This window comes from Duganella sp. SG902 (assembly GCF_013376005.1).
In the GTDB taxonomy this organism is placed as follows: Bacteria; Pseudomonadota; Gammaproteobacteria; order Burkholderiales; family Burkholderiaceae_D; genus Rugamonas.
The window spans coordinates 60,574-86,081 of the sequence record NZ_JABMJK010000019.1 but is presented as its reverse complement, the minus strand read 5'-3'; the positions used below and the strand labels follow the sequence as shown (position 1 = coordinate 86,081).

The following is a 25,508-nucleotide window of genomic DNA, read 5'->3' as shown; positions in this document are numbered from 1 at the left end:
TCAATCGGCTCAAAACGAATATATCATTCACAAAATGTGAATTTACTCCACCGCCTTGACCATGTCTTCAATGACCTTCTTGGCGTCGCCGAAGACCATCATGGTGTTGGCCTGATAGAACAGCTCGTTGTCCAGGCCCGCATAGCCGGAGGCCATGGAGCGCTTGTTGACGATGATGCTCTTGGCCTTGTACGCCTCCAGGATCGGCATGCCGGCGATCGGCGATTTGGGGTCCTTGGCGGCCGGGTTGACCACGTCGTTGGCGCCGAGGATCAGCACCACGTCGGTCTGGCCGAATTCGCCGTTGATGTCCTCCATCTCGAACACCTGGTCGTACGGCACCTCGGCCTCCGCCAGCAGCACGTTCATGTGGCCCGGCATGCGGCCCGCCACCGGGTGGATCGCGTACTTCACGGTCACGCCCTTGTGGGTGAGCTTCTCCACCAGCTCCTTCAGCGAGTGCTGCGCGCGCGCCACCGCCAGGCCGTAGCCCGGCACGATGATCACGCTTTCCGCGTTGGCCATGATGAAGGACGCGTCGTCCGCCGAACCGGATTTGACCGGGCGTTGCTCTTTCGCGCCGCCCGCCCCCGCTTCCGCCGGCGCGCCGCCAAAGCCGCCCAGGATGACGTTGAAGAACGAACGGTTCATCGCCTTGCACATGATGTAGGACAGGATGGCGCCCGACGAGCCCACCAGCGAACCGGCGATGATCAGCATCGAGTTATTCAGCGAAAAGCCGATGCCCGCCGCCGCCCAGCCGGAGTAGGAGTTCAACATCGACACCACCACCGGCATGTCGGCGCCGCCGATCGGGATGATGATCAACACACCCAGCACGAACGCGATCGCGGTCATGACCAGGAACGGCGCCCACGCCGGCTCGGTGCCGCCGGCCGCCACGAACACCAGGCCCAGGCCGACCATCACGATCGCCAGGATCAGATTCAGCATGTGCTGGCCGGCGAAGCTGACCGGCGCGCCCTGGAACAGGCGGAACTTGTATTTGCCCGACAGCTTGCCGAACGCGATCACCGAACCGGAGAAGGTGATCGCGCCCACGAACGTGCCGATGAACAGCTCGATGCGATTCCCCACCGGCAGCGCCTCGCCCACCGCCGCGATGCCGAACGCATGCGGCTCGGACACCGCCGCCACCGCGATGCACACGGCCGCCAGGCCGATCAGCGAGTGCATCGCCGCCACCAGTTCCGGCATCTTGGTCATCTCGACCTTCTTGGCCAGCACCGCGCCAATGCCGCCGCCGACGATCACGCCCAGCGCCACCAGCGGCAGGCCCAGGCCGGCGCCGCCAGCCGCCGCTTCCGCGCGCAGCTTGAGGATCAGCGCCACCGTGGTGACAAACGCGATCGCCATGCCGGTCATGCCAAACGCATTCCCCTGGCGCGCGGTGGCGGGCGAAGACAGCCCTTTCAGGGCCTGGATGAAGCACACCGATGCGATCAGATACAGCATCGTCACCAGATTCATGGAGATGAAATTCATGCTTTATCTCCCTGCTTGGCTTTTGGTTCCTTCTTCTTGAACATCTCCAGCATGCGCTGGGTGACCAGGAAGCCGCCGAACACATTCACGGCGGCCAACGCCACCGCGACCGTGCCAGCCACCTGCCCGACGATGCCCTCGGTCAGCGAGGCGGCCAGCATGGCGCCGACGATGATGATGGCCGATACCGCGTTGGTCACCGCCATCAGCGGCGTATGCAGCGCCGGCGTCACGGTCCAGACCACGTGGTAGCCGACGTAAATGGCCAGAACAAAAATAATCAGATTGATGATGGTGTGGCTGATTTCCATGTCCGTCTCCTTATTTGCGCAGCAGTTCGCCGCCGGTGCACAGCAGCGTGGCCTTGATGATCTCGTCCTCGCGGTCGATCACCAGCTTCTCTTCCTTGTCGATGATGAGCTTGAGGAAGTCCAGCACATTGCGCGCGTACAGGGCCGAGGCGTCGGCCGCCACGTGGGTGGCCAGGTCCGGCTCGCCGACGATGTGCACGCCATGCTTGACCACCGTCTTGCCCAGCTCGGACAGCGGGCAGTTGCCGCCCTGCGACACCGCCAAGTCGACGATCACCGAGCCCGGCTTCATGGCCTTCACGGTGTCCTCGGAAATCAGCACCGGCGCCGGACGGCCCGGGATCAGCGCGGTGGTGATGATGACGTCGGCCAGCTTGGCGCGCTCGTGCACCAGTTCGGCCTGGCGGCGCATCCAGTCGGCCGGCATCGGGCGCGCGTAACCGCCCACGCCTTGCGCGATCTCTTTTTCCTCGTCGGTCAGGTAGGGCACGTCGATGAACTTGGCCCCCAGCGACTCCACCTGTTCCTTGACCGGCGGCCGCACGTCGGACGCCTCGATCACGGCGCCGAGGCGCTTGGCGGTGGCGATGGCCTGCAGGCCGGCCACGCCCACGCCCATGATCAGCACGCGGGCCGCCTTCACCGTGCCGGCCGCCGTCATGAGCATCGGCATGAAGCGCTGGTAGGTGTTGGCCGCCACCATCACCGCCTTGTAGCCGGCGATGTTGGCCTGCGACGACAGCACGTCCATCGACTGCGCGCGCGTGATGCGCGGCACGGCCTCCAGCGCGAACGCCTGCAGGCCGGCGGCGGCCATGGCGGCGTTGTTGTCTGCGTCGAAGGGATTGAGCATGCCGATCACCACCGTCCCCGGCTTGATCTGGGCGCGCTCGTCTGCATTGGGGGCACGTACTTTGAGGATGACATCGGCGGCCCAGACCTCGCTGGCGGGCACGATTTGTGCGCCAGCCGCGACATAGGCCTCGTCGGTGACGGAAGCGGCCAGGCCGGCGCCGGATTGCACCAGCACCTGATGCTTGGCGGCCAGTTTCTTGACCGTTTCCGGGGTGGCCGCCACCCGGGTCTCACCCGGCCGGGTCTCGGCCGGTACGCTTATTCTCATGGTGCCTCCAAATGATTAATAAACTGACTACAATCTATCATGGATTTTTAGACCATGATACTTAATACTTAATTCTCTATAGCCACTGGTTTCATCACTTCAAGTATTACTATTTGTCATTAATTCCCCGGTAAATCTGCGCCAGCGCAAACCAAATGGCCGGAACAGGCTAAAATATCGGCTCTTTCAAGGATGACTCATGCCGCGTATCTGGAAACCCTCTGTGACTGTCGCCGCCATCGTCGAAAAAGATGGCAAGTTCCTGCTGATCGAAGAAGAGACCAGCGATGGCATCCGCATCAATCAGCCCGCCGGCCACCTGGACCCGTATGAGTCGCTGCAGGAGGCGGTGATCCGCGAAACGCTGGAGGAAACGGCGTACGACTTCACGCCCACCGCGCTGGTGGGCATGTATATGTCGCGCTACACCTCCAACCGCACCGGCGAGGAGGTGACGTATCTGCGCTTCACCTTCTGCGGCTATCCGGGAGAGAAACATGACCGTCCTTTGGACGAGGGCATCTTGCGCACCATGTGGCTGACGCGCGACGAACTGGCCGCCTGCGCCGACCGTCACCGCAGCCCGACGGTGTTGCAATGCGTCGACGAATACCTGGCGGGCCACCGGGCGCCGCTGGAACTGGTACAAACACACGCTTCCGTCTACAAGGAAGCGATTAGCACTGCGAATGGATAAGCAAGCATGAGTAAGAAGCGGGTCGTTATCGGCATGTCGGGCGGGGTGGACTCCTCGGTCTCGGCGTGGCTGCTGAAGGAACAAGGCTATGAAGTCATCGGCCTGTTCATGAAGAACTGGGAAGACGACGACGACTCCGAGTACTGCTCCACCCGCCAGGACTGGATCGACGCCGCCTCGGTGGCCGACGTGGTCGGCGTGGACATCGAGGCGGTCAACTTCGCCAGCGAATACAAGGACCGCGTGTTCGCCGACTTCCTGCGCGAGTACCAGGCCGGCCGCACGCCCAACCCGGACGTGCTGTGCAACGCCGAGATCAAGTTCAAGGCCTTCCTCGACCACGCCATGTCGCTCGGCGCCGACCTGATCGCCACCGGCCACTACGCGCGCGTGCGCCAGAACGGCGGCAAGAGCGAGCTGCTGAAGGCGGTCGACCACACCAAGGACCAGAGCTACTTCCTGCACCGCCTGAACCAGGCGCAGCTGTCGAAGACCCTGTTCCCGCTGGGCGAGATTCCGAAAACCGAAGTGCGCAAGATCGCCGAGAAGCTCAAGCTGCCGAACGCGGCCAAGAAGGATTCGACCGGCATCTGCTTCATCGGCGAGCGCCCGTTCCGCGAATTCCTGAACCGCTACCTGTCCTACAAGCCTGGCCCGATGATGACGCCGGACGGCAAGGTGGTGGGCGAGCACGTGGGCCTGTCGTTCTACACGCTGGGCCAGCGCAAGGGCATCGGCGTGGGCGGCGTGAAGTCCTACCAGAACGCCGACGGCTCCAGCGACGCTTGGTACGTGGCGAAGAAGGACGTCGCCAACAACGTGCTGTACATCGTGCAGGGGCACGATCATCCGTGGCTGCTGTCGTCGTCGCTGCGCGCCGACCAGGCCAGCTGGATCGCCGGCGAGGCGCCCGCCGCGCGCGCGCTGTCGGCCAAGACGCGCTACCGCCAGGCCGACGTGGCGTGCGAGGTCGCGCCGGACGGCATGTCCGACTTCGCGCTCAAATTCATGGATGCCCAGTGGGCGGTGACGCCGGGTCAGTCGGCGGTGCTGTACGACGGCGAGATCTGCCTGGGCGGCGGCATCATCGACAGCGCGGCCTTCGCGGCTTAATCGGCGGCCGGCGGCGCTTCGCTGGCGGCCTTCTCCATGGCGGCGCGCTGGCGCTTGACCATGGCGATCACCACGTTGCGGATGGTGTTCAGGACCGTGTCGGCCTTGAACGGCTTGACGATGAAGCCGCTCACGCCCATCGCGTGCGCGGCCTGGATGGTGGCGGCGTCCATCTCGCTGGACACCATGAAGATCAGGGTCTTGGGCCAGTTGGCGCGGATCTCGCGGATCGCGTCCCCTTCCTTCTCGATCTGCTCGCGGGCGATGCAGACGATGTGCGGATGATGCTTGATCAGCTGCACCATGGCGCTGGCGCAGGTGTGGGTGGCGCCCACCACGTCGTAGCCGCCGTCCAGCAGCACGGTGTTGAGCAAGCCGCGGGCGACGGCGCTGGGATCGATAACGACTGCTTTTAACATCTTGCAAACCTTGTTATGAGTGGGACCAAAGCAGCATGTTCCAGCTCACGCCGACCTTCACGTCCGTTTTCAACTGTACCAGTTGTCGAGAAAGATACAGCATTTCGCGTTCTTTTCGTAGTCTTTCGCCCAGCGTGTCCTTCAGAATGCCCGCGCCGGCCATGATGGCGTCCAGAGTGCCGTATGTACGCAACAGTCGGGCTGCGGTTTTGACGCCGACCTTGGACACGCCGGGAATCGAGTCGGTGACATCGCCCATCAGCGCCAGCAGGTCGGGCAGCTGCCCGGGCGGCACGCCCCACTTCTTCTCGACCCAGGCGTGGTCGTGCCATTCGCCCTTGAAGTGGTCCCACACGCGCGCGCCGTGCGCGATCAGGCCGTGCAGGTCCTTGTCGGTGGTGGCGATGGTGGCCTCGCCGCGGCCCTCGGCCAGCCAGCGCATCACCACCGTGCCGATCACGTCGTCGGCCTCGACCTCGGGCAGCGACACCACGTGCATGCCGAGGCCGCGCAGCTTGTCGTAAAAGCCCGGCAGCGCCTCGCGCAGCGGCGACGGCATCGGCGCGCGGCCCTCGCGGTAGCCGGCGTACAAGTCGTGGCGCCAGGTGCGGCCGCCGAAATCGAAGGCCGGCAGGATATGCGTGGGACCGTGGTCGTGGACCAGCGTGCGGAACGACGACAGCGCGTGACGCAGCGCGATGTCGGCCTTCTCGGCGCTGTCGGGTTCGGGGCTGGCTTCGTAGACACGGCGCACAATATTGAGGCCGTCGATGGCAAGGAGTCTACCCATGTTCAACTTCATCCGGGCTTGTTCAAGCCGCCATTCTAACCGACTTATCTCAGCAGCTCGTACGGGCCGCCGCGTTCGAGGGCGCGCTGGAAGGCGGGACGGCTGTGGATGCGCTTGAGGAAGACGCTCAGGTTGGGGCGCTGCTGGTCCAGCCCGGCGCGCGCGGAGGCCGCCTCGAGCGGAAAGCTCATCTGGATGTCGGCCGCGCTGAACTCGGCGCCGGCGAACCACGGGAACTTGTTCAACTCGGCTTCGAGATAGTCGAGGTGGCGCTCGATCTGCGGCAGGATGTAGCTGCCCTTCACTTTCCGCGCGATGGCGCGCGCGATCGGCTTGACGAAGAACGGCGCCGGGCTGGTCTCGACCCGGTCGAAGATCAGCTTCATCAACAACGGCGCCATGGCCGAGCCTTCGGCGTAGTGCAGGAAGTAGGTCCAGCGGCGGCGCTCCGCCGTGCCGGCCGGCGGCACCAGGCGGCCATTGCCGTAGGTGTCGATCAGGTACTCCACGATCGCGCCCGACTCCGCCACCACGATGTCGCCGTCGCTGATCACCGGCGACTTGCCCAGCGGGTGCACCGCCAGCAGCTCCGGCGGCGCCAGCATGGTCTTGGGATCGCGCTGGTAGCGCACGATCTCGTATTCCAGGCCCAGTTCCTCCAGCAGCCACAGCACGCGCTGCGAACGCGAATTATTGAGATGATGGACAACGATCATGGTGGATATCCCGAGAAAAAAGAACGGCCGTGCGCCGCAACGCCGCTAGCTTAGCATTGTTGACGCCCGCGCGGCGGCCTGTCCTGGCGGGATATGGATTCCATCGAGAAACAGCAGTACACTCAGCAGATCCTGAGCCGTCGCCGGAGCGTCCATGAACTTGCTGTCACCGCGTTACCTTGCCCTCAATGCCGCCATCGTCACCCTGCTGGTTTCCCTGGCGCTGGGGGCGCCGTGGGAGATCCCGGCGGTGGCCGCCGCGCTCACCGTGGTCGGCATCAGCGACCTGCTGCAGACCAAGCGCGCGCTGCGCCGCAACTACCCGATCATGGCGCACTTCCGCTTCTTCTTCGAATCGATACGGCCGGAGATCCGCCAGTACTTCCTGGAGGACGACACGGTGGCCGAGCCGTTCTCGCGCAACCAGCGCAGCATCGTCTACCAGCGCGCCAAGCTCGACACCGACAAGCGCCCGTTCGGCACCCAGCTCGATGTGTACGCGCCCGGCTATGAATGGATCAACCACTCGATCGCGCCGGCGCCCGAGCAGCATCACGACTTCCGCATCGAGATCGGCAACCATCCCGATGCGCAGCCGTATTCGGCCAGCGTGTTCAACATCTCGGCCATGAGCTTCGGCGCGCTGTCGGCCAACGCCATCAAGGCGCTCAACGGCGGCGCCAGGCAGGGCGGATTCATGCACGACACCGGCGAGGGCAGCATCAGCCCGCACCACCGCCAGCACGGTGGCGACCTGGTGTGGGAAATCGGCTCCGGCTACTTCGGCTGCCGCAACGACGACGGCAGCTTCTCTGAGGAGCGCTTCGCCGCCAACGCCGCCTCGCCGCAGGTCAAGATGATCGAATTGAAGATGTCGCAGGGCGCCAAGCCGGGCCACGGCGGCGTGCTGCCGGCGGCCAAGATCACGCCGGAAATCGCGCTCACGCGCGGCGTGGCGATGGGCGTGGATTGCGTCTCGCCGTCGCGCCACTCGGCCTTCGGCACGCCGATTGAAATGCTGCGATTCATCGAGCGCCTGCGCAACCTGTCGGGCGGCAAGCCGACCGGCTTCAAGCTGGCCATCGGCCACCCGTGGGAATTCTTCGGCATCGTCAAGGCCATGCTGGCGACCGGCATCGTGCCGGACTTCATCGTGGTCGACGGCGGCGAGGGCGGCACCGGCGCGGCACCGGTGGAGTTCACCGACCACGTCGGCACGCCGCTGCAGGAGGCGCTGCTGCTGGTGCACAACACGCTGGTGGGCGCCAACCTGCGCGACAAGATCAAGATCGGCGCGTCGGGCAAGATCATCACCGCGTTCGACATCGCGCGCACGCTGGCGCTGGGGGCGGACTGGTGCAACTCGGCGCGCGGCTTCATGTTCGCGCTGGGCTGCATCCAGTCGCAGAGCTGCCACACCGACCGCTGCCCGACCGGCGTCGCCACGCAGGACCCGGCGCGCCAGCGCGCGCTGGTGGTGCCGGACAAGATCCAGCGCGTGGCCAACTTCCATGAGAACACCATGAAGGCGCTGGCGCAGCTGATCGCCGCCGCCGGCTTGACGCATCCCTCGCAGCTGCGCCCGCGCCACCTGGTGCGGCGCATCTCGTCCAACCAGGTCAAGCTGGTGTCGACGCTGCTGCCCTTCCTGGAGCCGGGCGAGCTGCTGGACCCGAGCCAGCTGTCACGCCTGCCGCCGGTCTTCGGCCACTACTGGCCGATGGCGCAAGCTGAAACCTTCGACCCGTATTGCGGCTAACTTAGAACATTAGTTAAACAAATAGGTATTTAGTGGTTCTTTTTTCAAAAATTACTTTGTTTATTTTTTAAACTAAGTAAAATACACTCATACGCCATTCCACAGGAGTATTGAGTGAGACCCGTAATCTGCACTGTTGACACCGTTCTACTCGCCCTGCGCGGCGACGAACTGGTCGTCGCACTGTTCAAGCGCGAGCACGAGCCCTACAAGAGCGTGGCAGCCCTCCCGGGCGGCTACATCCACCCAGCGGAAGATCTTGACGCCTATGCCGCCGCCCATCGTGTGCTGCGGGATAAAACCGGCATTGAAGTGCCCTTTCTGGAACAGTTGGCTACTTTCTCCGGCCCCGCGCGTGATCCGCGCGGTTGGTCGATTGCCATTGCCTACTACGCGCTGCTGCCATACGAATTGCTGGCTCAGGCTCAAAAGCCCGCGATGACATTGATCAATGCAGACCGTATCCACACTCTGCCCTTCGATCATAAGCTGATCATCGACACCGCCGTAGCCCGTCTACGTAACAAGAGTCAATACTCAACCCTTCCGTGTTATCTGGCAGGCGACACCTTCACCCTGCCGCAACTACAACGCATCTATGAGACGTTGATGAGGGAGCCGCTCAACAAAGTCAGCTTTCGCAAGAAGATGGCGGAGATGAATGCGCTGGAGCCAGTGGAAGATCAAATGGATACCGGCGGCGCCCATCGCCCGGCCCAGCTCTACCGGCTGAAAGCGCAATTCCGCGGCAACCTGCAAATGCTACGCCGCGGCCTGTAATCAATTTGGCGAACCGACGATGAACTACGATATCTGCATCTGTCCTCAATGTGGTGCTCCACTGCCCCGGCAGGCACGCTGGCGCTCAGTGATCTGTACGTATTGCCAGACAGAAGTTACCCTCAGCGAGCACATTGTGCCGGCGGCGCGGTTCAAAGAGGCATACCAGCGGTCGCGCGCGGGCGCCATGGAAAATACAATCGCCTGCAATGGTGAGCGCTATAAAGTATTGCTCCCGCTGGGGCAAGGCGAAACAGCACGCATCATGCTGGCACAACGCCTCGGCGCCTTGCACGAGCACGTCATCATCAAGCTTGGGCTTTCCCAAGCCACACCAGGACGCTTACGCCAAGAAGCCGAAGTACTTCAGCAGTTGCAGGCCTTAAATCACACCGGCTCCGCGTACTTCTCGCAACGTTTGCCCCAGCCAGTGGGCTACGGCCCGGTCGAGGATACAGGTGGTGTCATCGGCGAAGCCTTGCTGCTGCGTAGTCCATCCGGCTATTGGGGCAGCCTGGCCGACGTGCATCGCTACTATCCGGATGGCATAGAGCCATGCCACGCAATATGGATTTGGCGCCGCATACTGGAGACGCTTGACTATATCCACGAAGCAGGCTGGAGCCATGGCAGGCTATCGTCAGATCATCTGTTGGTGCAGCCCGCAGATCACGGCATCCTGTTGATAGGCTGGGCTGAAGCCGGGCGTAACAAGTCCATAGCGCAGTCCATAGCGCGCGATCTGGTGCAGTCCGCCTGGACCATACGTAGTCTTCTGCATGGCGGCGGCGATGAGCCCCCAATCAAAGCCAGCACGCCGGAACCACTGGCGGTGCTGCTGAAGCGCGCCAGTGAGGATGGAGACTGGTGCGCCAGTGTAGGGGCATCAGGCATCGACCAAGCGTTGCAAACTGCGGCGCACGCCATTTTTGGCGCACCACGATTTATCCACTTTAGCCCCAACAATCAACGTTGAACAAAGGAGCAAGCAATGGGACACGGTAATTATTCACACGCAGCACACACCGCAATTATCGCCGATCGCGCGTCAGCCTCACGTGCGGAAGTGTTCACCCAGCGCGGCTGCCATGCGTTGATGAATCCACATGGCATGGGCATGCGCGAAGCACGGGACAGTACGGATCATCCAGATTCGCTCGGCATCGTGTTCGCTCTCGACGTTACCGGCTCGATGGGGGACATCCCGGAAATCCTGGCAACCCGTGAGCTGCCTACATTCATGAATTTGCTGACCACCTGCAAAGTGAAAGACCCCCAGCTGATGTTTATGGCCATCGGCGACGCCTCGTCCGATCGCGCCTCGCTGCAAGTGGGCCAATTCGAATCCACCGCAGAACTGATGGACCAATGGCTGACCTGGACCTATCTGGAAGGCGGCGGTGGCGGCTCCGGCGAAGAAAGCTACGAGTTAGCCTTCTACGTGGCAGCTCAACACACCGATATGGATTGCTGGGTCAAGCGCAGGAAGAAAGGCTATCTGTTTCTGACCGGCGACGAGCTGCCCTATCCGGCCGTATCGCGCCATCAGATCGGTACGCTAATCGGCGACAAACTTGATCAAGACATCCCGATTGAGGAGGTGATCGCGGCGGCTGCGGAAAGCTATCACGTATTCTTCTTGATCCCGGATCTGAAGCGGCGCAGGAATTGCGAATCACGCTGGCGAGAACTGTTGGGCGATCATGTGATCTGTATGGAGGATCCCGCAGACGCCTGCGCTATCGCCGCAGCCATCGTCGCGCTGACCGAGAAATCTGTTCCCGATCTGCGCACGCTGGCCGGCACATTGGCGGTCAGCGGCATTCAGGCCCGGCGCGTCTCATCCATCGTCCGCGCCTTGCGTTCTTATGCCGCCTTGCTTGATCCGACCACAGCCAGCCAGATTCACGCCTATCGCGGGATGCCTGCGCTGGCCGCGACTTGGTGGAAACGGCTTTTCGGATAAGGACAATCATGGCTACCCGGATCATCTCCGTATTGGGACTAGGCTTTGGCGACTGCGGCAAAGGATTGTTCATTGACGCCCTATGCCGGGATACGCAAGCCCACACCGTGGTACGCTTCAACGGTGGAGCACAGGCGGCGCATAACGTCGTGCTGCCGGATGGACGCCATCATACTTTTTCGCAGTTCTGCTCCGGTAGCTTTGTTCCAGGTGTTTACACGCTGCTGGCATACCCCGTGATCATTCACCCTACGGCGCTGCTGGTGGAAAACGAATATCTGCGGCGTGCCGGCGTGAATGACGCTTTGCAACGGCTGCTCATCGACCGCCGCTGCAAAGTAACGACGCCATACCATCAAGCGGCGGGACGCCTGCGGGAACTGCAACGTGGCGCACATGCGCACGGTAGCTGTGGAGTGGGCGTTGGGGAAACGATGAAGCAAGATCTGGAGGCGCCAGCATTAACTCTACGCTATGGCGATCTGCTGCATCGGACCACGGCACTGGACAAGTTGGAAGCCATACGCCTGCAACTTCTGCAAGACTTTGCGCCGGATTGCCCCGACCCAGCCTATCAGGCTGCCTATGATGAGGAGATAGGACTGCTGCGTGATGGCGCCATGGCACCGCAGTGGCTCCAGCGCATTGAGCAGCTGCTGACCATTGTGGCACCTGCCGAGCATCAACAAATTGCCGCTCGCCTGCACCGCCCTGGCACGGTACTGTGTGAGGGTGCGCAAGGTGTTCTGCTGGATGAATGGCGCGGCTTTCATCCCTACACCACATGGAGCACCATTCATCCATCCGCAGTGGAAGCGGTGATCGCGGACGCTGGCCTGCGCGCACGGGTGGAGCATTTCGGTGCCATTCGTTCTTACATGACGAGGCATGGCAACGGCCCGCTGCCCACCTACGACCCACGCCTGAACATGCTTCCGGAACCGCACAATGCCTCCGGCGGTTGGCAGGGCGACTTCCGCCGAGGCCATCCCGATGCATTGCTGCTTCGCTACTCGCTATCGGTCACCGGCCCACTGGATGGACTGCTGGTTAGCCATCTTGATGCATTCCGCCGCCACCCCGGCCTGGTATGGTGCCATGCCTATCAAACGCCAACGATCGCCAATGACAACCAGCTATGCCAACGGGACCAGGAGGGCAGAGTGACTGCATTGCTCCTCGGCGCAGCGCAGGATTTGGCACATCAGACCGCGCTGGCGGACTTGCTGTCCACCGCGCGACCAGTCCTGACATCCGCCGCCATCGTAGACGCACGGCAGTTCATAGGCGAGATAGAAACACTTGCTGAAACACCAGTCATACTTGGCTCTTTCGGTCCGACTTTCAAAACCGTAAGGAAGCTCGCCGCCGCAGGGATTAGCGCTGCACGTGCAGCTTGATGACGCGGTGGGTGGTGGTGTTGGATTTGGTCGGCGTGGTGTCGCATGAGCCGCAGCTGGAGCAGCCGCCGTCGTCGCCACAGCCACCGCCGCCTTGCGTCTTGAAGAACTTGGCCAGCTTGATTTCATCGAGGCCGCGCTTGGCCAGCGTGTAGACGATGCGCTTGCGCCACGCCACAGGCAGGTACTTGGTGCTGAAGTGCAGCAGGGCCGCCGCCACGATCAACGCTACGATAATCTCTTGCCACATATTAGCCTCCCAATACGGCCAGCGAAATCCGGTAAGTCAGGAACGATGCGACGTAGGCCAGCGCGAACATATAACCGGCCATCAGCAGCGCGTAGCGCGTGCCGCCGGTCTCGCGGCGCACCACCGACAGGGTTGACATGCACTGCGGCGCGAACACGTACCAGGCCAGCAGCGACAAGGCGGTCGGCAGCGCCCACGAGGCGGCGATGATCGGCTCCAGCGACTGCGCCAGTTCCTCGCCGCTTTGCGACAGCGCGTACACCGTTCCCAGCGCGCCCACCGCGATCTCACGCGCGGCCAGGCCCGGCACCAGCGCGATGCAGATCTGCCAGTTGAAACCGATCGGCGCGAAGATGTATTCGAGGCCGCGGCCCAGGATGCCCGCCAGGCTGTAATAGATCGGCGGATGGGTGGCGCCTTCCGGCGCCCCGGGGAAGGAGCTCAGGAACCACAGCAGCACCATCAGCGTCAGGATCACCGTGCCCACGCGCGTCAGGAAGATCTTGGCGCGCTCCCACAGGCCCAGCGCCAGGTTCTGCATGTGCGGCCAGTGATAGGCCGGCAGCTCCAGCATCAGCGGCTGCTTCTGGTTGGCGCCCAGCGCGCGCTTGAAGAAGTAGGCCACCGCCATCGCCGAGAAGATGCCGGCGAAGTACAGCGCGAACAGCACCAGCCCCTGCAGGCTGAGGAAGCCGTACACTTCGCGCTCCGGAATGAAGGCGGCGATGATCAGCGCATACACCGGCAGGCGCGCCGAGCACGTCATCAGCGGCGCGATCATGATCGTCACCAACCGGTCGCGCGGATTCTGAATGGTGCGCGCCGCCATCACGCCCGGAATCGCGCAGGCAAAGCTGGACAGCAGCGGAATGAAGGCGCGGCCCGACAGGCCCACGCCGCCCATCAGGCGATCCAGCAGGAAGGCCGCGCGCGGCAGGTAGCCGCAATCTTCCAGCACCAAAATAAAGAAGAACAAGATCAGGATCTGCGGCAGGAACACCAGCACGTTGCCGGTGCCGCTCAGGATGCCGTCCACCAGCAGGCCGCGCAGCACGCCATCCGGCATCGCGTCGCGCACCACCGAACGCAGATGATCGACGCTGTCCTTGATCAGGTCCATGGCCGGCGTGGCCCAGGTGAACACCGCCTGGAACACCAGGAACATCAGCACCGCCAGGATGATCGGGCCAACCACCGGGTGCAGCACCACGTTGTCGATTTTTTCGGTGAGGCCATCGTTGGCGTGCGCCGGCTCGGTCACCACCAGCTCGAGGATGCGGCGCACCTCGCGCTGCGTCTCCTCCACGCTGACGGCGTCGATGGCCGACAGCGGATGCGGTTTGGTCTCCGGCAGCGGCCACATGCCGTCCAGCGCGCGCAGCAGCGACTTCTCGCCGCCGGCCTGCACCGCCACGGTTTCCACCACCGGCATGCCCAGCTCCCGCGCCAGCTTGTCGGCGTCGACGTGGATGCCGCGCTTCTGCGCGACGTCGACCATGTTCAGCGCCAGGATCATCGGCAGCCCCAGGCGTTTGATCTCCAGCACCAGGCGCAGGTTCAGGCGCAGGTTGGTGGCGTTGACCACGCACACCACCACGTCCGGCGCCGCCTCGCCCTTGCGCAGGCCGGCCACCACGTCGCGCGTGATTTCCTCGTCCGGCGTGTGGGCCGACAAACTATAGGCGCCCGGCAGATCCAGCACGCGGAAGCCGTTGCCGCCGGTGGTGGTGAAGGCGCCTTCCTTGCGTTCGATGGTCACGCCGGCGTAGTTCGCCACCTTCTGGCGCGCGCCGGTCAGGCGGTTGAACAAGGCGGTCTTGCCGCAATTCGGATTGCCCAGCAGCGCCATCATCGGCGTGCGGGAGGCGGCCGGCACTTGCGGCGCCACGTTTTCTACTGCACCCATTATTTATTCCGGTTGAATCGAGATCAGCGCAGCTTCAAAGCGGCGCAACGCAAAAGTGGAGTTGCCGACTTTGATCGCCAACGGCTCGCCACCCGGCATGCCGCGCTTGAGCATGCGGATTTTTTCGCCGGGCACGAAACCCAGTTCCATCAGACGACGCGCCAGGCCGGTGCCGCCATCATCGGCCGCACCGGGGGAAACATGCACTACGGTGGCGGTGGAGCCAACCTTTAGCGCATCGAGAGTAATCAGGGGAGCAGCGTGCGTCATGAGTATTTTCCGGCCGGAATCAGATACTAGCATTATAAACGGTAATGCGAATGACTTCTATTTAGCTTGCATACCGCTGAAGTTTACGGCAGTATACGATTAATGATAATGATTCGCATTAAGTTACTAGCAATCATGTCAGGAATGCCTTAACCGAATCTTAGCCAGAAGGTGCAGCAATGATTGTTTGTGTTTGCAACAACATCTCCGATCGCGAAATCCGTCAAGCCATGGACCTGGGCATCACGTCGATGGACGAGCTGCGGGACGCGCTGGGCGTCGCCACCTGCTGCGGTCAGTGCTTCTCCTGCGCCGAAGAAATCCTCACCGAACAACTGGCCGCCAAGGCCGCCGCCGAACTCCAGGAAACCGTGCTGAAACGTCCGGTGTTCTCCAACTAAGCATGAGCACCATGACCTACAGCCCGGCGGCGACGCTGTCCGGGGACGAGTTCAAGCGCCGTGGCCGCAAGCTGGCCCCGATGGCCGCCATCGTCGTAGGTCACGCCGTGGTGTTTTACCTGGCGTATTCCGGCATGCTGCGCACCGTCACGCACGCCATCCTGCCGCAGGTGGTGAATGTCACCTTCGTGGCCACGCCGGAGCCGCTCAAGGCGCCACCGCCACCGAAAGTGATGCCGCTGGTGCCGCCGAAGCAAACTTTCGTGCCACCGCTGCCGCAAGTCAATATCGTCCAGACCGAACCGACCATCACCCTGCCGCCACCACAGCCGCGCGCCAGCGATCCGGCGCCGGCCGTGGCCGCGCCGGCGGCTGCGGTCGCGCCACCGGCGCCAGCGCAACCGAGCGCGCCGAAGACGGTCTCGGGCGTCGAATATGTGCGCGCGCCGCAACCGGTGTATCCGAGCATTTCGCGCCGCATGGGCGAAACCGGCACCGTGATGCTGCGCGTGCTGATCGGGGAAAAGGGAACGGCGGAACAGGTGACGATCCAAAAATCGTCCGGTTCCAGCAATCTCGATGAGGCGGGCCGCCAGGCGGTGCTGCGCGCCCTGTACAAACCGCATGTCGAGGACGGCAAGGCCATCCCCGTGTATGCGCTGGTGCCGATTAACTTCCAGCTCGGCTGATCACAGATCCAGCCTGCCTTCGATGGAGTCGTCCATCGTCTTGCCGATCACGGCGCCAATCAGCATCTTGACGCTGGCCACCGCCTTGCCGTGTTTGGTATCCCAGTAGTAGCCGTAGGTCGGCGCGAACTTGATCAGCGTGATGCGCGGATCGTCCTCGCCCTCGGTGAACCAGGTCTTCATGGTAAAACTCCACAACTCCTTCACCTTGACCGGATCGCGCAGCACGGTGGCGATGCCCTCAAGGTGCATGAACTCGGAATGGGCCGAGCCCTGGAAGTACAGGGTGGCCGACGGGTCGGCCGCCAGTTCCACGTTCTTCAGGCTGTCGCTGGCGGAGATGAACCACAGATTGCCCAGGCTGTCGACCTGCAGCGCCGTCATCGGCCGGGCGTCGCCGGGGCCGCCGTTGGCGTCGCTGGTGCAGAAAAAGCAGCCGGGCGTGCTGTCGACAAATTCGCGGATCTTGCGCACGGCGTCTTCGCCGACGAGATCCTGGTGATTCGATTCTACTTGGTTGGCATTGATGGAATCCATGGCTCGCTCCTTAGTTGAGCTTCCATGGTAGCTATCCGGGCGCTGGCGCACTGTGGGTTGCCGCACGCTGCGAATGCTAATAATTTTCATTTGCGCCAATGTTTTCAGGCCGGGGATATTGATACACTTTGGAGGGAAATCATTGGTAATCGCTACACGTTGACAGTCCGTTCATGGCAAAATGCCGCTATTCCGCAACCATTTTAGAAAGCCTGCCATGAAGGGCGACCAAGAAGTCATCCGCCTGCTGAACGCTCAGCTGACCAACGAACTCACTGCCATCAACCAGTACTTCCTGCATGCGCGCATGTACAAGCACTGGGGCCTGGAAAAGATCGGCAAGAAAGAATACGAAGAATCGATCGGCGAGATGAAACACGCCGACAAACTGATCGACCGCATCCTGATGCTGGACGGCCTGCCGAACCTGCAAGCCATGCACAAGATCATGATCGGCGAGAACACCGAAGAGATGATCAACTGCGACCTGAAGCTGGAGCGCGGCGCGCAGATCACCGTCAAGGAAGGCATCGCCGCCGCCGAGAAGGCCGCCGACTACGTGTCGCGCGACCTGCTGCTGATGATTCTGGAAGATACCGAAGAGCACATCGACTGGCTGGAAACGCAGCTGGACCTGATCGGCAAGATCGGCATCCAGAACTACCTGCAAAGCCAGATGAACGAAGAGTAAGACACGACGCCAGCCTCAAGCTGGCGTTTTTTTCATCCTCACCATCAGTACAGCCACCGCGCCGCACAGCATCAACACACCGGCCAGACGGATCACGTTCTCAGGATTCCCACCCAGCAGGCTGCGGTAGTACAGCGGCAGCGTGAAGATCTGGATGATCATCGGGATCACGATGAACATATTGAAGATGCCCATGTAGACACCGGTGCGCTCGGGCGGAATGCAGCCCGCCAGCATCACATACGGATTGCCCATGATGCTGGCCCACGCCAGCCCGATGCCCACCATCGGCACGTACAGCAGCGCCGGCGTATGTATCATGGGGATGCTCAGCATGGCCACACCGGCCAGCGCCAGGCACACGCTGTGCGTGATCTTCGGTCCATGGCGGCGCGTGAACGGCACCAGCGCCAGCGCCCCCACAAACGCGATGAAGTTGTAGAACGCGCCCACCTGCCCTGTCAGCAGCCCGGCGTCGCGGAAGCCCTGCGAGGTCTGGTCGGTGGTGCCGTAGATGGTGGTCGACAGCGAGAGCATGATGTACTGCCAATAGCAGAACATCGCGTACCACTGGAACAGCTTGACCCACGCCAGCTGACGCATGGTGGCTGGCATCTCGCGCACGGCGCTCACAATATCGCCCAGGGCGTGGCGCCAGCCAGCCGGCCTCGCGCGCATGGCTTGCAGCTCGGCTTCGGTGAGCGGATTTTCCTTGGTGGTCTTCAGGGTCCACAGCACGGAGCTGATCGAGAACACCGCGCCGATCATGAAGGCGACGATGACGATGTGCGGGATATGGCTGCCGTTGACGGCATCCTTGTTCATGCCCAGCCACACCAGCAGCGACGGCGTGAGGTAGGCCAGCGTTTGCCCAAGGCCGGTGAAGGCGCTTTGCGTCAGGAAGCCGATCGAGTGCTGCTCCGGCCGCAGCTTGTCGCTGACGAAGGCGCGGTACGGTTCCATGGTGACGTTGTTGGCCGCGTCCAGTATCCACAGCAGGCTGGCCGCCATCCACAGCGTGGGGCTGAACGGCATGGCCAGCAGACCAAGGCTGCACAAGATGGCGCCGATCAGGAAGTATGGCGTGCGCCGCCCCCAGCGCGTGACGGTGCGGTCGCTCATGGCGCCGATCAGGGGCTGCACCAGCAATCCGGTCATCGGGCCGGCCAGCCACAGGTAAGGCAGGCTGGCCTCGTCGGCGCCGAGGTATTTGTAGATGGGACTCATGCTGCTCTGCTGCAGGCCAAAACTGAACTGGATGCCGAAGAATCCAATGTTCATGTTGACGATCTGCCAGAACGACAGGCGCGGCTTCATGCGACGGCTCCCGCGCGCCAGCGGGCGATCCACGGCGTGTAGAAGCCGATGTCGGCCGGCACCGCGCCGGAAATGCCGCAGATCGCGCCGGCGAACGCGTTGGCGCGCGCCAGCGTGAGCGGCAACGGCCAGCCTTGCGATTGGCCGAACAGGAACACGGCGGAGAAGGCATCGCCGGCGCCGACGGTATCGACGATGCGCGCCGGCGCGTGGCATTCGTGGTTCGCGGTCACCGTGCCGTCGGCGGCGAAGTACATCGCACCGCGCTCGCCCAGCGTGACGATCAGGCCTTGCAGGTCAAAGGTGCGCATCAGCGTCTGGCACGCCTCCCGCATGTCGGCCGGCTGCGTGTGGGTGTACCACTTGAACAGGTCTTGCAGCTCGTCCTCGTTGACCTTGACGATATCGGCCAGCTTGAGCGACTCGTGGGCGATGCGCTCGGTGACCTGTCCTTCGCGCACGTTGAGGTCGAGGTAGCGCTGTGCTTTCGAGGCCTCCAACATGGCGCGCAGGGTGGCGCGCGATTGCTCGTGGCGCTGCGCCATGGTGCCGAAGTAGATCACCTTCGGTTGCGCCTCCGCCAGCGCTTGCAGCGCGGGCGCGGCTTCAATGTAATCGTAGGCCTGGTCGGGCAGGATGATGAAGCGGTGGCCGCCGGCGTCGCGCTCGACCACCACGCGGCCGGTGGCCTCGCGCTCATCGATCTGCAGCGCGGCCTCGCTCATGCCGAAGCGCGTGAACTCGTTGCGCAACAAGGTGCCGTTCTTGTCCGCGCCGATGCGCGTGACCATCAGCGTGGCGACGCCGAACGCTGCCAGGCTGCGCGCCACGTTGAACGGCGCGCCGCCCACCACCTGCTCGGTGATGAAATCGTCAACCAGTGCCTCGCCGAAGACGGCGATCGTGTGTTTGCTCATGCTGTCGCTCCACGTTCCAGCCAGTGCATCGCATACGGTTCCAGCGTCACCGCGCCATCCAGTATGCCCCCGTCCAGGCAGTCGGTCCACTGCCCTTGCAGCGCATAGGTTTGCGGCTGGCCGGAGAAATTCATCAAGGTGACAAAGCGCTCGCCGCGCGCCAGCGCCAGCATGCCATCGGGCGCATCGGCCAGCAGCGTGCGGGGCGCGTTGGCGGCCAAGGCGTCGTGCTGGCGGCGCACCTGCAGCAATCGCAGCAAGGACTGATACATGCGCCCCCCCCCGCCGCCAGCGTAGTCACGGCTCTTCCAGCGCGCGCGGTCGAGCACCGGGCGTTGCAGCCAGCGGCTGTCCATCGCGTGCTGCGGGCGATGCAGGTAGCTGTAGTCGTTTTCCATCGCCAGCTCATCACCCATGTACAGCACCGGCAGCGCGCCGAAGCTCAAGGCCAGGCCATGCAGCAGCAGCAGGCGGCGCATGGCCAGTTCACGCTCTTGTTCGGTGTTGGCGGCTTCCAGCCCGGCCAGCGAAGCGGCCGAGCCGTTGCTGCCGTGCGCCGCGTTCGGGTCGGTGCTCTGGAATGCCGCGCCGACCGCGTAGCTGCCTTCGGCGCCGGCGAAGAAGCGCGAGGCGCGCGCCAGCCGCGCATTCGCATCGCCGCCATCCGCTCCCGCCTCGGCGCGCAGCACGTTCCAGCCGATGTCGTCGTGGCAGCGCACGTAGCTGAGCCACGTCGCCGCCGGCGGCAGCTCCGGCGTGTTGCGAATGACCTCGCGCAGCGCGCTGGTGCCCTGTTCGGACAAGGCCAGCCAGCTGGCGGCCATCAGGCTGCTGTGATAGGCGATGTGGCATTCGCGCGCATCGGCGCTGCCAAGGTAGGCCGGCAGTTCCTTGGTCGGCACGATGGCTTCCGCTTTGAGCAGCACGCCCGGCGCCACGATGTCGACGATCGCGCGCAAGGCTTGCAGAATCTGGTGCGCCTCCGGCTGATTCATGCTGTTGGTGCCCTCGCGCTTCCACAGGAAGGCGGTGGAGTCGAGGCGGAATACTTCGATACCGCGATTCGCCAGGCGCAGCATGGTCGCCGCCATCTCCGCGAACACCGCCGGATTGGCGTAGTTCAGGTCCCACTGGTACGGGTAGAACGTGCTCCACACCCAGCCGCCCATCGCATCGACCTGCACGAAATTGCCCGGCGCGACTTGCGGGAACACCTGGCCCAGCGTGCGCTCGTAGCGGTCCGGCATCTCGCGGTCCGGATAGACCAGGAACATGGCGCGCGCTGCCGCGTCGCCCGTCTTGGCCGCGATGGCCCACGCATGATCGTCCGCCACGTGGTTCAGGATGAAGTCCGAGCACAGGCTGATGCCGGCCGCGCGCAACTGCCCGGTCAGCGAGACCAGGTCGGCATTGGTGCCCAGCGAAGGCTCCACATCATCAAAGCTGGAGACCGCGAAGCCACCGTCATTTTCACCTGCGCGCGCGCGCAGGAAAGGCAGCAGGTGCAGGTAGCTGACGCCCATCTCTTGCAGATAAGGGATACGCGCCGCCACGCCATTCAGATCGCCGCCGAAGTTCTGCACGTAGGCGCAATAGCCCAGCATGCGCTGGCTGAGGAACCAGTCTGGCTGCGCCGCGCGCCGCTCATCCAGCGCGCGCAGCTCGGCCGGGCGCGCCGCGTACAGCGCCCCCAGCGACGCCATCAACCCGCCCAGCCAGCCCTCGAAGTCGGCCTGGCCGCCGTACAGGCCCGCCAGCAGCCGTCGCAGCACCGGCTCGTTGGCGGCCAGGCGCCGCGCGGCTTGCGGCCGCAGTTCCTCGGGCAGGACCGCGAGCATGCGGTCCGTCGTTACATTAGAAGGCATAGGACAGGCTGATTTTGGCGGCACGGCCGGAGATGGAGCGGGCAGCGTGACCGTCACCTTCCACCTCGGTGTAACCGATCTTGTTGAACAGGTTATTCACGCTCAGCGACAGCGTGGCTTTCTCGGTCAGGCTGTAGTTGACGAAGGCGTTCACCACTTCATACGCCGGCAGCACGATGGTGTGCGCATCGTCGCCCCACGACTTGCCGGTGCCGATCAAGCTGGCGCCGACCGTGGCGTCGCCAAAGCTGTAGCTTGGCGCCAGCTGGTAGATGTACTTGGCCTGGCGGCGCGGCGTGTTGCCGATGTTGGCCACATCCGCCGCCGCCGTGCCGACGATCTTGGCGTCGGTGTAGGTCATGCCGCCGGTGATGCGGAAGCCGCCGTTGCTGTAAGCGCCTTCCAGTTCGACACCCTTGGCGTCGTACTTGTTGGAGGTGCTGCGCTGCGTGGTCGCTTCGTAATTGCTCTCGTCGGTCTTGGCCTGGAACAGCGTCACGAAGGTGCTGATGCCGCCACTGCGCCATTTCACGCCGCCCTCGATCTGCTTGACGGTGTTGATGTTGATCGGCGCGCTGCCGTCCAGCGGCGTGCCAAACAGGATGCGGTCCGCATTGAAGGCCACGCCGTCGCTGACGCGGGCGAATGCCGACAGATTCTTCGTGAAGGCGTAGTTGCCGCCCACCGAGTACGAGTTGTGATTCAGCTTGTAGTCGACGAACTGCTCGGTGGCCGGATCGTAACGCAGCGCGCCGCCGCTCATGGTCGCGATGTTGGCGGTGCCGTTGGCGCGCTGGCGGTCCTGGCGGATGCTGGCGTCCAGGTTCAGCGGACCGGCTTCGTAGCCCACGTTCAGGTAAGGCGACGTCAGTTTGTATTCCATGTCCACCGCACGCGAGCAGCAGCCGCCGAAGGCCGGGCCCACCAGCCCCGGCGTGGCGCTGGCCGTTTGCAGCAGCGCCGGTTTGTCGCCGGTCTCCTGCATCAGGTATTCATTGAAGTTCCAGGTCAGCGCCAGCTTTTGCGTCGACAGGTACAGGCCAGCGGTGGTGGTGAGCTTGCTGCCGTCAGCCAGCTTGAAGGTCTTGGCCAGCTTGGTGTCGTTCAGCGTATTGCCGGCGTCGTCGATCGAGGTGTTGAACACCACGGCGGAGAACGCGCGGCCGTTGTAAGCCTTGCCCTTGTTCGGGCCGGTGGCGAAGGTGTAGTTGCCCACCGTGCCGTTATTGGCCGCGAACACGCCGGCGAAACGGCCGCTGTTGTCGGAGGTGCGGAACTTGTCGCTCAGGTTCCAGCCGTCTCCCAGGTCGAACGAGCCTTCCAGGCCGATGGAATCGCTCTTCACCTTCAGGCCGTCGTTGACGTTGGTCGATACCGGCGTGTTGTTCTTGCTGAGCACCACGTCGCGCACCCAGTACGGCGAGTAGAAGCTGACCGTGCGCGGGTCGATGCCCGGAATTTCGCGGATCTGCTGGTTCACCACCTGCACCGGCACCGGCAGCGCGGTCGGCGCCTTGTCGTCCAGATGCTTGAACGACAGGCGGATGAAGCCATTGTCCAGGTCATGCGTGATATTGCCGCGAATCTGTCCGCCGCCCTCGGTGCTCATGCCGGTGTTGCGCACGCCTTCGCCGGTTCGGTAGTTACCGCCGATGAAGAAGCGGGTCTTGTCCGAGATCGGCGCGCCGTAGTCGAAGTCGTAGCGAGTTTCATCGTAACCCAGGCCGCGGCTGATGGCGACGTGGCCGCCCTTCTCCTCGCCGGTCTTGGTGATGAAGTTGATGATGCCGCCCGGCGCGTTGGTGGCCAGCGTGGAGGCCGAGCCGCCGCGCACCACCTCCAGGTGGTCCAGCGTGCCGTCGATCTTGACGTAGCTGTCCGGCGTGATGAAGTTGAAGTCGCCCGACTGCAGCACCGGCAGGCCGTCTTCCTGAATTTGCACGTAGCGCGCGCCGCCGGCCGAGATCGGCACGCCGCGCACGGTGATGTTGGCGTTGCCCTCGCCGCCCGACGATTCCGAGCGCACGCCCGGCACCGAGCGCAGCACCTCGGCCGCGCTCAGCGGCGCGGCGTTCTTGATGGCGTCGCCCTCGATGGTGCTGATCGATACGCTGGTCTTCATCTTGGACGAGGCGCCGCTGGTGCCGGTGACGACCACGCGCTCCATGTTCAGGCCGTCGGCGGCGGCGGGGGCTTCCTGCGCGGCGGCGCCGCTCATGTGCAGGACAGCGGTTGCGACAGCGGCAGCGATGCCGCCCAGTTTGAGGGTGCGGTGTTCCATGTGTCGTCTCCAGTATTGTCGTGGCCTGCTGCTTTATTGAGCAGGTGAGCGCATTATGCAATCGATTGCATAAAAATGCAAAACACTTTTTGTTTCGGCCGATTGAGCCGAATGCAATCGGTTGCATAAATCACACAGAACTGGCGCGTACGATCAGCTGAGTGGGCAGTTGCAGCGAGGGCGCGGGACGGCCCTCGGTCAGTTCCAGCAGGGAGGCGACCAGCGCGCGGCCGGCTTCCTGGATCGGCTGCCGCACGGTGGTCAATGGCGGATGGAAGTAGCTGGACAGCTGGATGTCGTCATAGCCGACCACCGCCACGCGGCCCGGCACATCCAGCCCGCGCTGGCGCAGGGCGTTGATGGCCTCCATGGCCATCAGGTCGCTGCCGGCGAACACGGCGTCGAAGCGCACGGCGGCCGCCAGCAATTCCTCGACAGCGAGCCGGCCGCCGTCCGGCACGAAGGAGGCGGGGATCAGCAGCGCCGGGTCGGGCGCGATGCCGGCCTTGGCCAGCGCCTGGCACAACCCCTCGTAGCGCTGGCCGATTTCCGGCAGGTTGATGTCGCCAAAGAAGGCGATGCGCCGGCGCCCTTGCGCCAGCAGGTGCGCGCCGGCCAGCTCGCCGCCGGCCAGGTTGTCGCCGCCGACGGTGCAGTACAGCTGCTGCGGCAACTGCGCGCCCCACACCACGATCGGCACATGGCGCGCGGCCAGCTGGTTCAATTGATCGTGATGGCGCCACTGGCCGATCAGCACGATGCCGATCACGCGGCCGGTATCGAACGGCGCGGCGGCGGCGTCGAGCTCGCTGGCGTCCACGCGCGAGACCAGCATGTCGAAGCCCTGCTCGGTCAGCGCGTCGGCCAGGCTGCCCAGCATGGACAGGAAGAAGGGATCGGACAGGTGCTGGCGCGTGTCCGGGTCGTACGGCACCACCACGCCCACGGTGCGGTTCTGCTTCATGCGCAGGTTTTGCGCGCCGATGTTGATGTTGTACTTGAGCGAGCGCGCCAGCTCCATGACGCGGGTGCGCGTCTCTTCACTGATCAGCTTGCTGCCGGCCAGCGCGCGCGAGACGGTGGAGGTCGACACGCCCGCCAGCCGCGCGATGTCGGCCATTTGCAGGCGCCGGCTCTCTGCTTCGGGCGGCGTGGACTTGGGCATGGATCAGGCCGGGACCGTGTCCTTGAACGACTGGCGTTCGGACAGCTTGTCGTACAGCCTGGCCAGGTTGGGGTAGTCGTCGCGCCAGGCGATGTCCGGGAAGCGGAACGACAGCCAGCCCAGCGTGCAGCCCACCGCCACGTCGGCCAGCGAGTAATGGATGCCGGTGCAATAAGGCTTGTCGCCCAGCTGCTCCGACAGCGACTTGAGGCCGAGGTCGACCTTGCGCATCTGGCGCGCCATCCAGTCCTCGCTTTGCAGCTCCTTCGGACGCATGGTGCGCTCCAGGCGCACGCTCACGGCGGCGTCCAGCATGCCGTCGGCCAGCGCTTCCCAGCACTTGACGTCGGCGCGGTCGCGGCCGTTCGGCGGCAACAGCTTGCAGACCGGGGTCAGGGTGTCGAGGTACTCCACCATGACGCGCGAATCGATCATCACCGTGCCATCCTCCATGACCAGGCTGGGCACCTTGCCAAGCGGGTTGAGCTGGCTAATGGTGGTGTCGGCCGCCCACACATTTTCCAATTCAAACTGGTAATCGAGCTTTTTTTCCGCCAACACCACCCGCACTTTGCGGACGTAGGGGCTGGCGAGGGAACCGATAAGTTTCATAGACGCTTAGAGAGGAAGAACAGGCCC

At 63.7% G+C, this 25,508-nt stretch carries 26 protein-coding genes; 10 read left to right on the top strand and 16 right to left on the bottom strand.

The window, feature by feature from the left end; all coding sequences use genetic code 11:
- Window positions 1-42 precede the first annotated feature (42 nt).
- From FHW83_RS27180 to FHW83_RS27170, 3 genes are read right to left on the bottom strand one after another with little or no spacing between them, the layout of a single operon-like run.
- Window positions 43-1,506, bottom strand: coding sequence for an NAD(P)(+) transhydrogenase (Re/Si-specific) subunit beta (locus FHW83_RS27180; protein WP_176649495.1), 1,464 nt, complete (start codon window positions 1,504-1,506; stop codon window positions 43-45).
- Entirely contained in the window at window positions 1,503-1,817 is a 315-nt protein-coding gene (locus FHW83_RS27175) for an NAD(P) transhydrogenase subunit alpha (RefSeq protein WP_155464436.1), read from the bottom strand. The genes FHW83_RS27180 and FHW83_RS27175 overlap by 4 nt, the downstream gene beginning before the upstream one ends.
- Before the next feature lie 10 nt (window positions 1,818-1,827).
- Complete coding sequence (locus FHW83_RS27170; RefSeq protein WP_176649494.1) at window positions 1,828-2,940, bottom strand: Re/Si-specific NAD(P)(+) transhydrogenase subunit alpha; 1,113 nt, start codon at window positions 2,938-2,940, stop codon at window positions 1,828-1,830.
- A 199-nt stretch (window positions 2,941-3,139) separates the two neighbouring features.
- Between FHW83_RS27170 and FHW83_RS27165 the strand changes: the two genes are divergently transcribed.
- A complete protein-coding gene (locus FHW83_RS27165) occupies window positions 3,140-3,637 on the top strand; it encodes an NUDIX hydrolase (protein WP_176649493.1) in 498 nt (165 codons plus the stop codon).
- A 6-nt stretch (window positions 3,638-3,643) separates the two neighbouring features.
- Window positions 3,644-4,750 carry a tRNA 2-thiouridine(34) synthase MnmA gene (mnmA, locus tag FHW83_RS27160; protein ID WP_176649492.1) on the top strand — a complete coding sequence of 369 codons (1,107 nt, stop codon included), beginning with the start codon at window positions 3,644-3,646 and terminating at the stop codon, window positions 4,748-4,750.
- Here mnmA and FHW83_RS27155 read toward each other — a convergent pair.
- The 3 genes from FHW83_RS27155 to FHW83_RS27145 are packed head-to-tail and all read right to left on the bottom strand — an operon-like array spanning window position 4,747 to window position 6,675.
- On the bottom strand, window positions 4,747-5,169 hold the full coding sequence (locus tag FHW83_RS27155) for a response regulator (RefSeq protein WP_176649491.1): 423 nt from the start codon (window positions 5,167-5,169) through the stop codon (window positions 4,747-4,749). The two genes, mnmA and FHW83_RS27155, sit on opposite strands and share 4 nt — an antisense overlap.
- Before the next feature lie 13 nt (window positions 5,170-5,182).
- Window positions 5,183-5,959, bottom strand: a complete 777-nt coding sequence (locus FHW83_RS27150) for a 5'-3' exonuclease H3TH domain-containing protein (RefSeq protein ID WP_176649490.1) — start codon at window positions 5,957-5,959, stop codon at window positions 5,183-5,185.
- A 44-nt stretch (window positions 5,960-6,003) separates the two neighbouring features.
- Window positions 6,004-6,675, bottom strand: coding sequence for a glutathione S-transferase (locus tag FHW83_RS27145; RefSeq protein ID WP_176649489.1), 672 nt, complete (start codon window positions 6,673-6,675; stop codon window positions 6,004-6,006).
- Window positions 6,676-6,829: 154 nt separating this feature from the next.
- Here FHW83_RS27145 and FHW83_RS27140 point away from each other — a divergent pair, with 154 nt between their 5' ends.
- The 5 genes from FHW83_RS27140 to FHW83_RS27120 all read left to right on the top strand — a co-directional run bounded on the left by FHW83_RS27140 (window position 6,830) and on the right by FHW83_RS27120 (window position 12,580).
- The gene (locus FHW83_RS27140) at window positions 6,830-8,434 is read left to right on the top strand and encodes an FMN-binding glutamate synthase family protein (protein ID WP_176649488.1); all 1,605 of its coding nucleotides are present in this window, start codon (window positions 6,830-6,832) and stop codon (window positions 8,432-8,434) included.
- Window positions 8,435-8,548: 114 nt separating this feature from the next.
- Window positions 8,549-9,214: an NUDIX hydrolase gene (locus FHW83_RS27135; protein ID WP_176649487.1), complete on the top strand. Its 666-nt coding sequence runs from the start codon at window positions 8,549-8,551 to the stop codon at window positions 9,212-9,214.
- Between the two features lie 19 nt (window positions 9,215-9,233).
- Window positions 9,234-10,190, top strand: a complete 957-nt coding sequence (locus FHW83_RS27130) for a protein kinase family protein (RefSeq protein WP_176649486.1) — start codon at window positions 9,234-9,236, stop codon at window positions 10,188-10,190.
- A 15-nt stretch (window positions 10,191-10,205) separates the two neighbouring features.
- Window positions 10,206-11,180 carry a VWA domain-containing protein gene (locus FHW83_RS27125; RefSeq protein WP_176649485.1) on the top strand — a complete coding sequence of 325 codons (975 nt, stop codon included), beginning with the start codon at window positions 10,206-10,208 and terminating at the stop codon, window positions 11,178-11,180.
- Window positions 11,181-11,188: 8 nt separating this feature from the next.
- Window positions 11,189-12,580 carry an adenylosuccinate synthetase gene (locus FHW83_RS27120; RefSeq protein WP_176649484.1) on the top strand — a complete coding sequence of 464 codons (1,392 nt, stop codon included), beginning with the start codon at window positions 11,189-11,191 and terminating at the stop codon, window positions 12,578-12,580.
- Here FHW83_RS27120 and FHW83_RS27115 read toward each other — a convergent pair.
- The 3 genes from FHW83_RS27115 to FHW83_RS27105 are packed head-to-tail and all read right to left on the bottom strand — an operon-like array spanning window position 12,558 to window position 15,006.
- Window positions 12,558-12,830, bottom strand: a complete 273-nt coding sequence (locus FHW83_RS27115) for a DUF6587 family protein (RefSeq protein WP_176649483.1) — start codon at window positions 12,828-12,830, stop codon at window positions 12,558-12,560. The genes FHW83_RS27120 and FHW83_RS27115 overlap by 23 nt on opposite strands.
- A 1-nt stretch (window position 12,831) precedes the next feature.
- The gene (locus FHW83_RS27110; RefSeq protein WP_176649482.1) at window positions 12,832-14,736 is read right to left on the bottom strand and encodes a ferrous iron transporter B; all 1,905 of its coding nucleotides are present in this window, start codon (window positions 14,734-14,736) and stop codon (window positions 12,832-12,834) included.
- Between the two features lie 3 nt (window positions 14,737-14,739).
- Complete coding sequence (locus FHW83_RS27105) at window positions 14,740-15,006, bottom strand: FeoA family protein (protein ID WP_176649481.1); 267 nt, start codon at window positions 15,004-15,006, stop codon at window positions 14,740-14,742.
- A gap of 179 nt (window positions 15,007-15,185) precedes the next feature.
- Between FHW83_RS27105 and FHW83_RS27100 the strand changes: the two genes are divergently transcribed.
- Together FHW83_RS27100 and FHW83_RS27095 are read left to right on the top strand one after the other, a co-directional pair.
- Window positions 15,186-15,407 (top strand): bacterioferritin-associated ferredoxin, encoded by a 222-nt coding sequence (locus FHW83_RS27100; RefSeq protein ID WP_176649480.1) that lies wholly within the window; start codon window positions 15,186-15,188, stop codon window positions 15,405-15,407.
- A 2-nt stretch (window positions 15,408-15,409) separates the two neighbouring features.
- A complete protein-coding gene (locus FHW83_RS27095; protein WP_176649479.1) occupies window positions 15,410-16,096 on the top strand; it encodes an energy transducer TonB in 687 nt (228 codons plus the stop codon).
- On the opposite strand, the gene FHW83_RS27090 is transcribed toward FHW83_RS27095, so the two are convergent.
- Window positions 16,097-16,633: a pyridoxamine 5'-phosphate oxidase family protein gene (locus FHW83_RS27090; protein ID WP_176649478.1), complete on the bottom strand. Its 537-nt coding sequence runs from the start codon at window positions 16,631-16,633 to the stop codon at window positions 16,097-16,099.
- A gap of 217 nt (window positions 16,634-16,850) precedes the next feature.
- Between FHW83_RS27090 and bfr the strand changes: the two genes are divergently transcribed.
- Window positions 16,851-17,324 (top strand): bacterioferritin, encoded by a 474-nt coding sequence (gene bfr / locus FHW83_RS27085; protein ID WP_155464418.1) that lies wholly within the window; start codon window positions 16,851-16,853, stop codon window positions 17,322-17,324.
- Window positions 17,325-17,339: 15 nt separating this feature from the next.
- Here bfr and FHW83_RS27080 read toward each other — a convergent pair whose 3' ends face one another.
- The 6 genes from FHW83_RS27080 to FHW83_RS27055 form a co-directional block, all read right to left on the bottom strand.
- Complete coding sequence (locus FHW83_RS27080; protein ID WP_176649477.1) at window positions 17,340-18,641, bottom strand: MFS transporter; 1,302 nt, start codon at window positions 18,639-18,641, stop codon at window positions 17,340-17,342.
- Window positions 18,638-19,558, bottom strand: a complete 921-nt coding sequence (locus FHW83_RS27075) for a PfkB family carbohydrate kinase (protein WP_176649476.1) — start codon at window positions 19,556-19,558, stop codon at window positions 18,638-18,640. Before FHW83_RS27075 ends, FHW83_RS27080 begins: the two co-directional genes overlap by 4 nt.
- A complete protein-coding gene (locus FHW83_RS27070) occupies window positions 19,555-21,396 on the bottom strand; it encodes an alpha-amylase family glycosyl hydrolase (RefSeq protein WP_229224381.1) in 1,842 nt (613 codons plus the stop codon). Before FHW83_RS27070 ends, FHW83_RS27075 begins: the two co-directional genes overlap by 4 nt.
- Window positions 21,397-21,412: 16 nt before the next feature.
- Window positions 21,413-23,704: a TonB-dependent siderophore receptor gene (locus tag FHW83_RS27065; protein WP_176649474.1), complete on the bottom strand. Its 2,292-nt coding sequence runs from the start codon at window positions 23,702-23,704 to the stop codon at window positions 21,413-21,415.
- A 130-nt stretch (window positions 23,705-23,834) separates the two neighbouring features.
- Window positions 23,835-24,869: a LacI family DNA-binding transcriptional regulator gene (locus FHW83_RS27060; RefSeq protein WP_176649473.1), complete on the bottom strand. Its 1,035-nt coding sequence runs from the start codon at window positions 24,867-24,869 to the stop codon at window positions 23,835-23,837.
- Window positions 24,870-24,872: 3 nt separating this feature from the next.
- Window positions 24,873-25,481 (bottom strand): glutathione S-transferase family protein, encoded by a 609-nt coding sequence (locus tag FHW83_RS27055; RefSeq protein WP_176649472.1) that lies wholly within the window; start codon window positions 25,479-25,481, stop codon window positions 24,873-24,875.
- Between the last annotated feature and the right edge of the window lie 27 nt (window positions 25,482-25,508).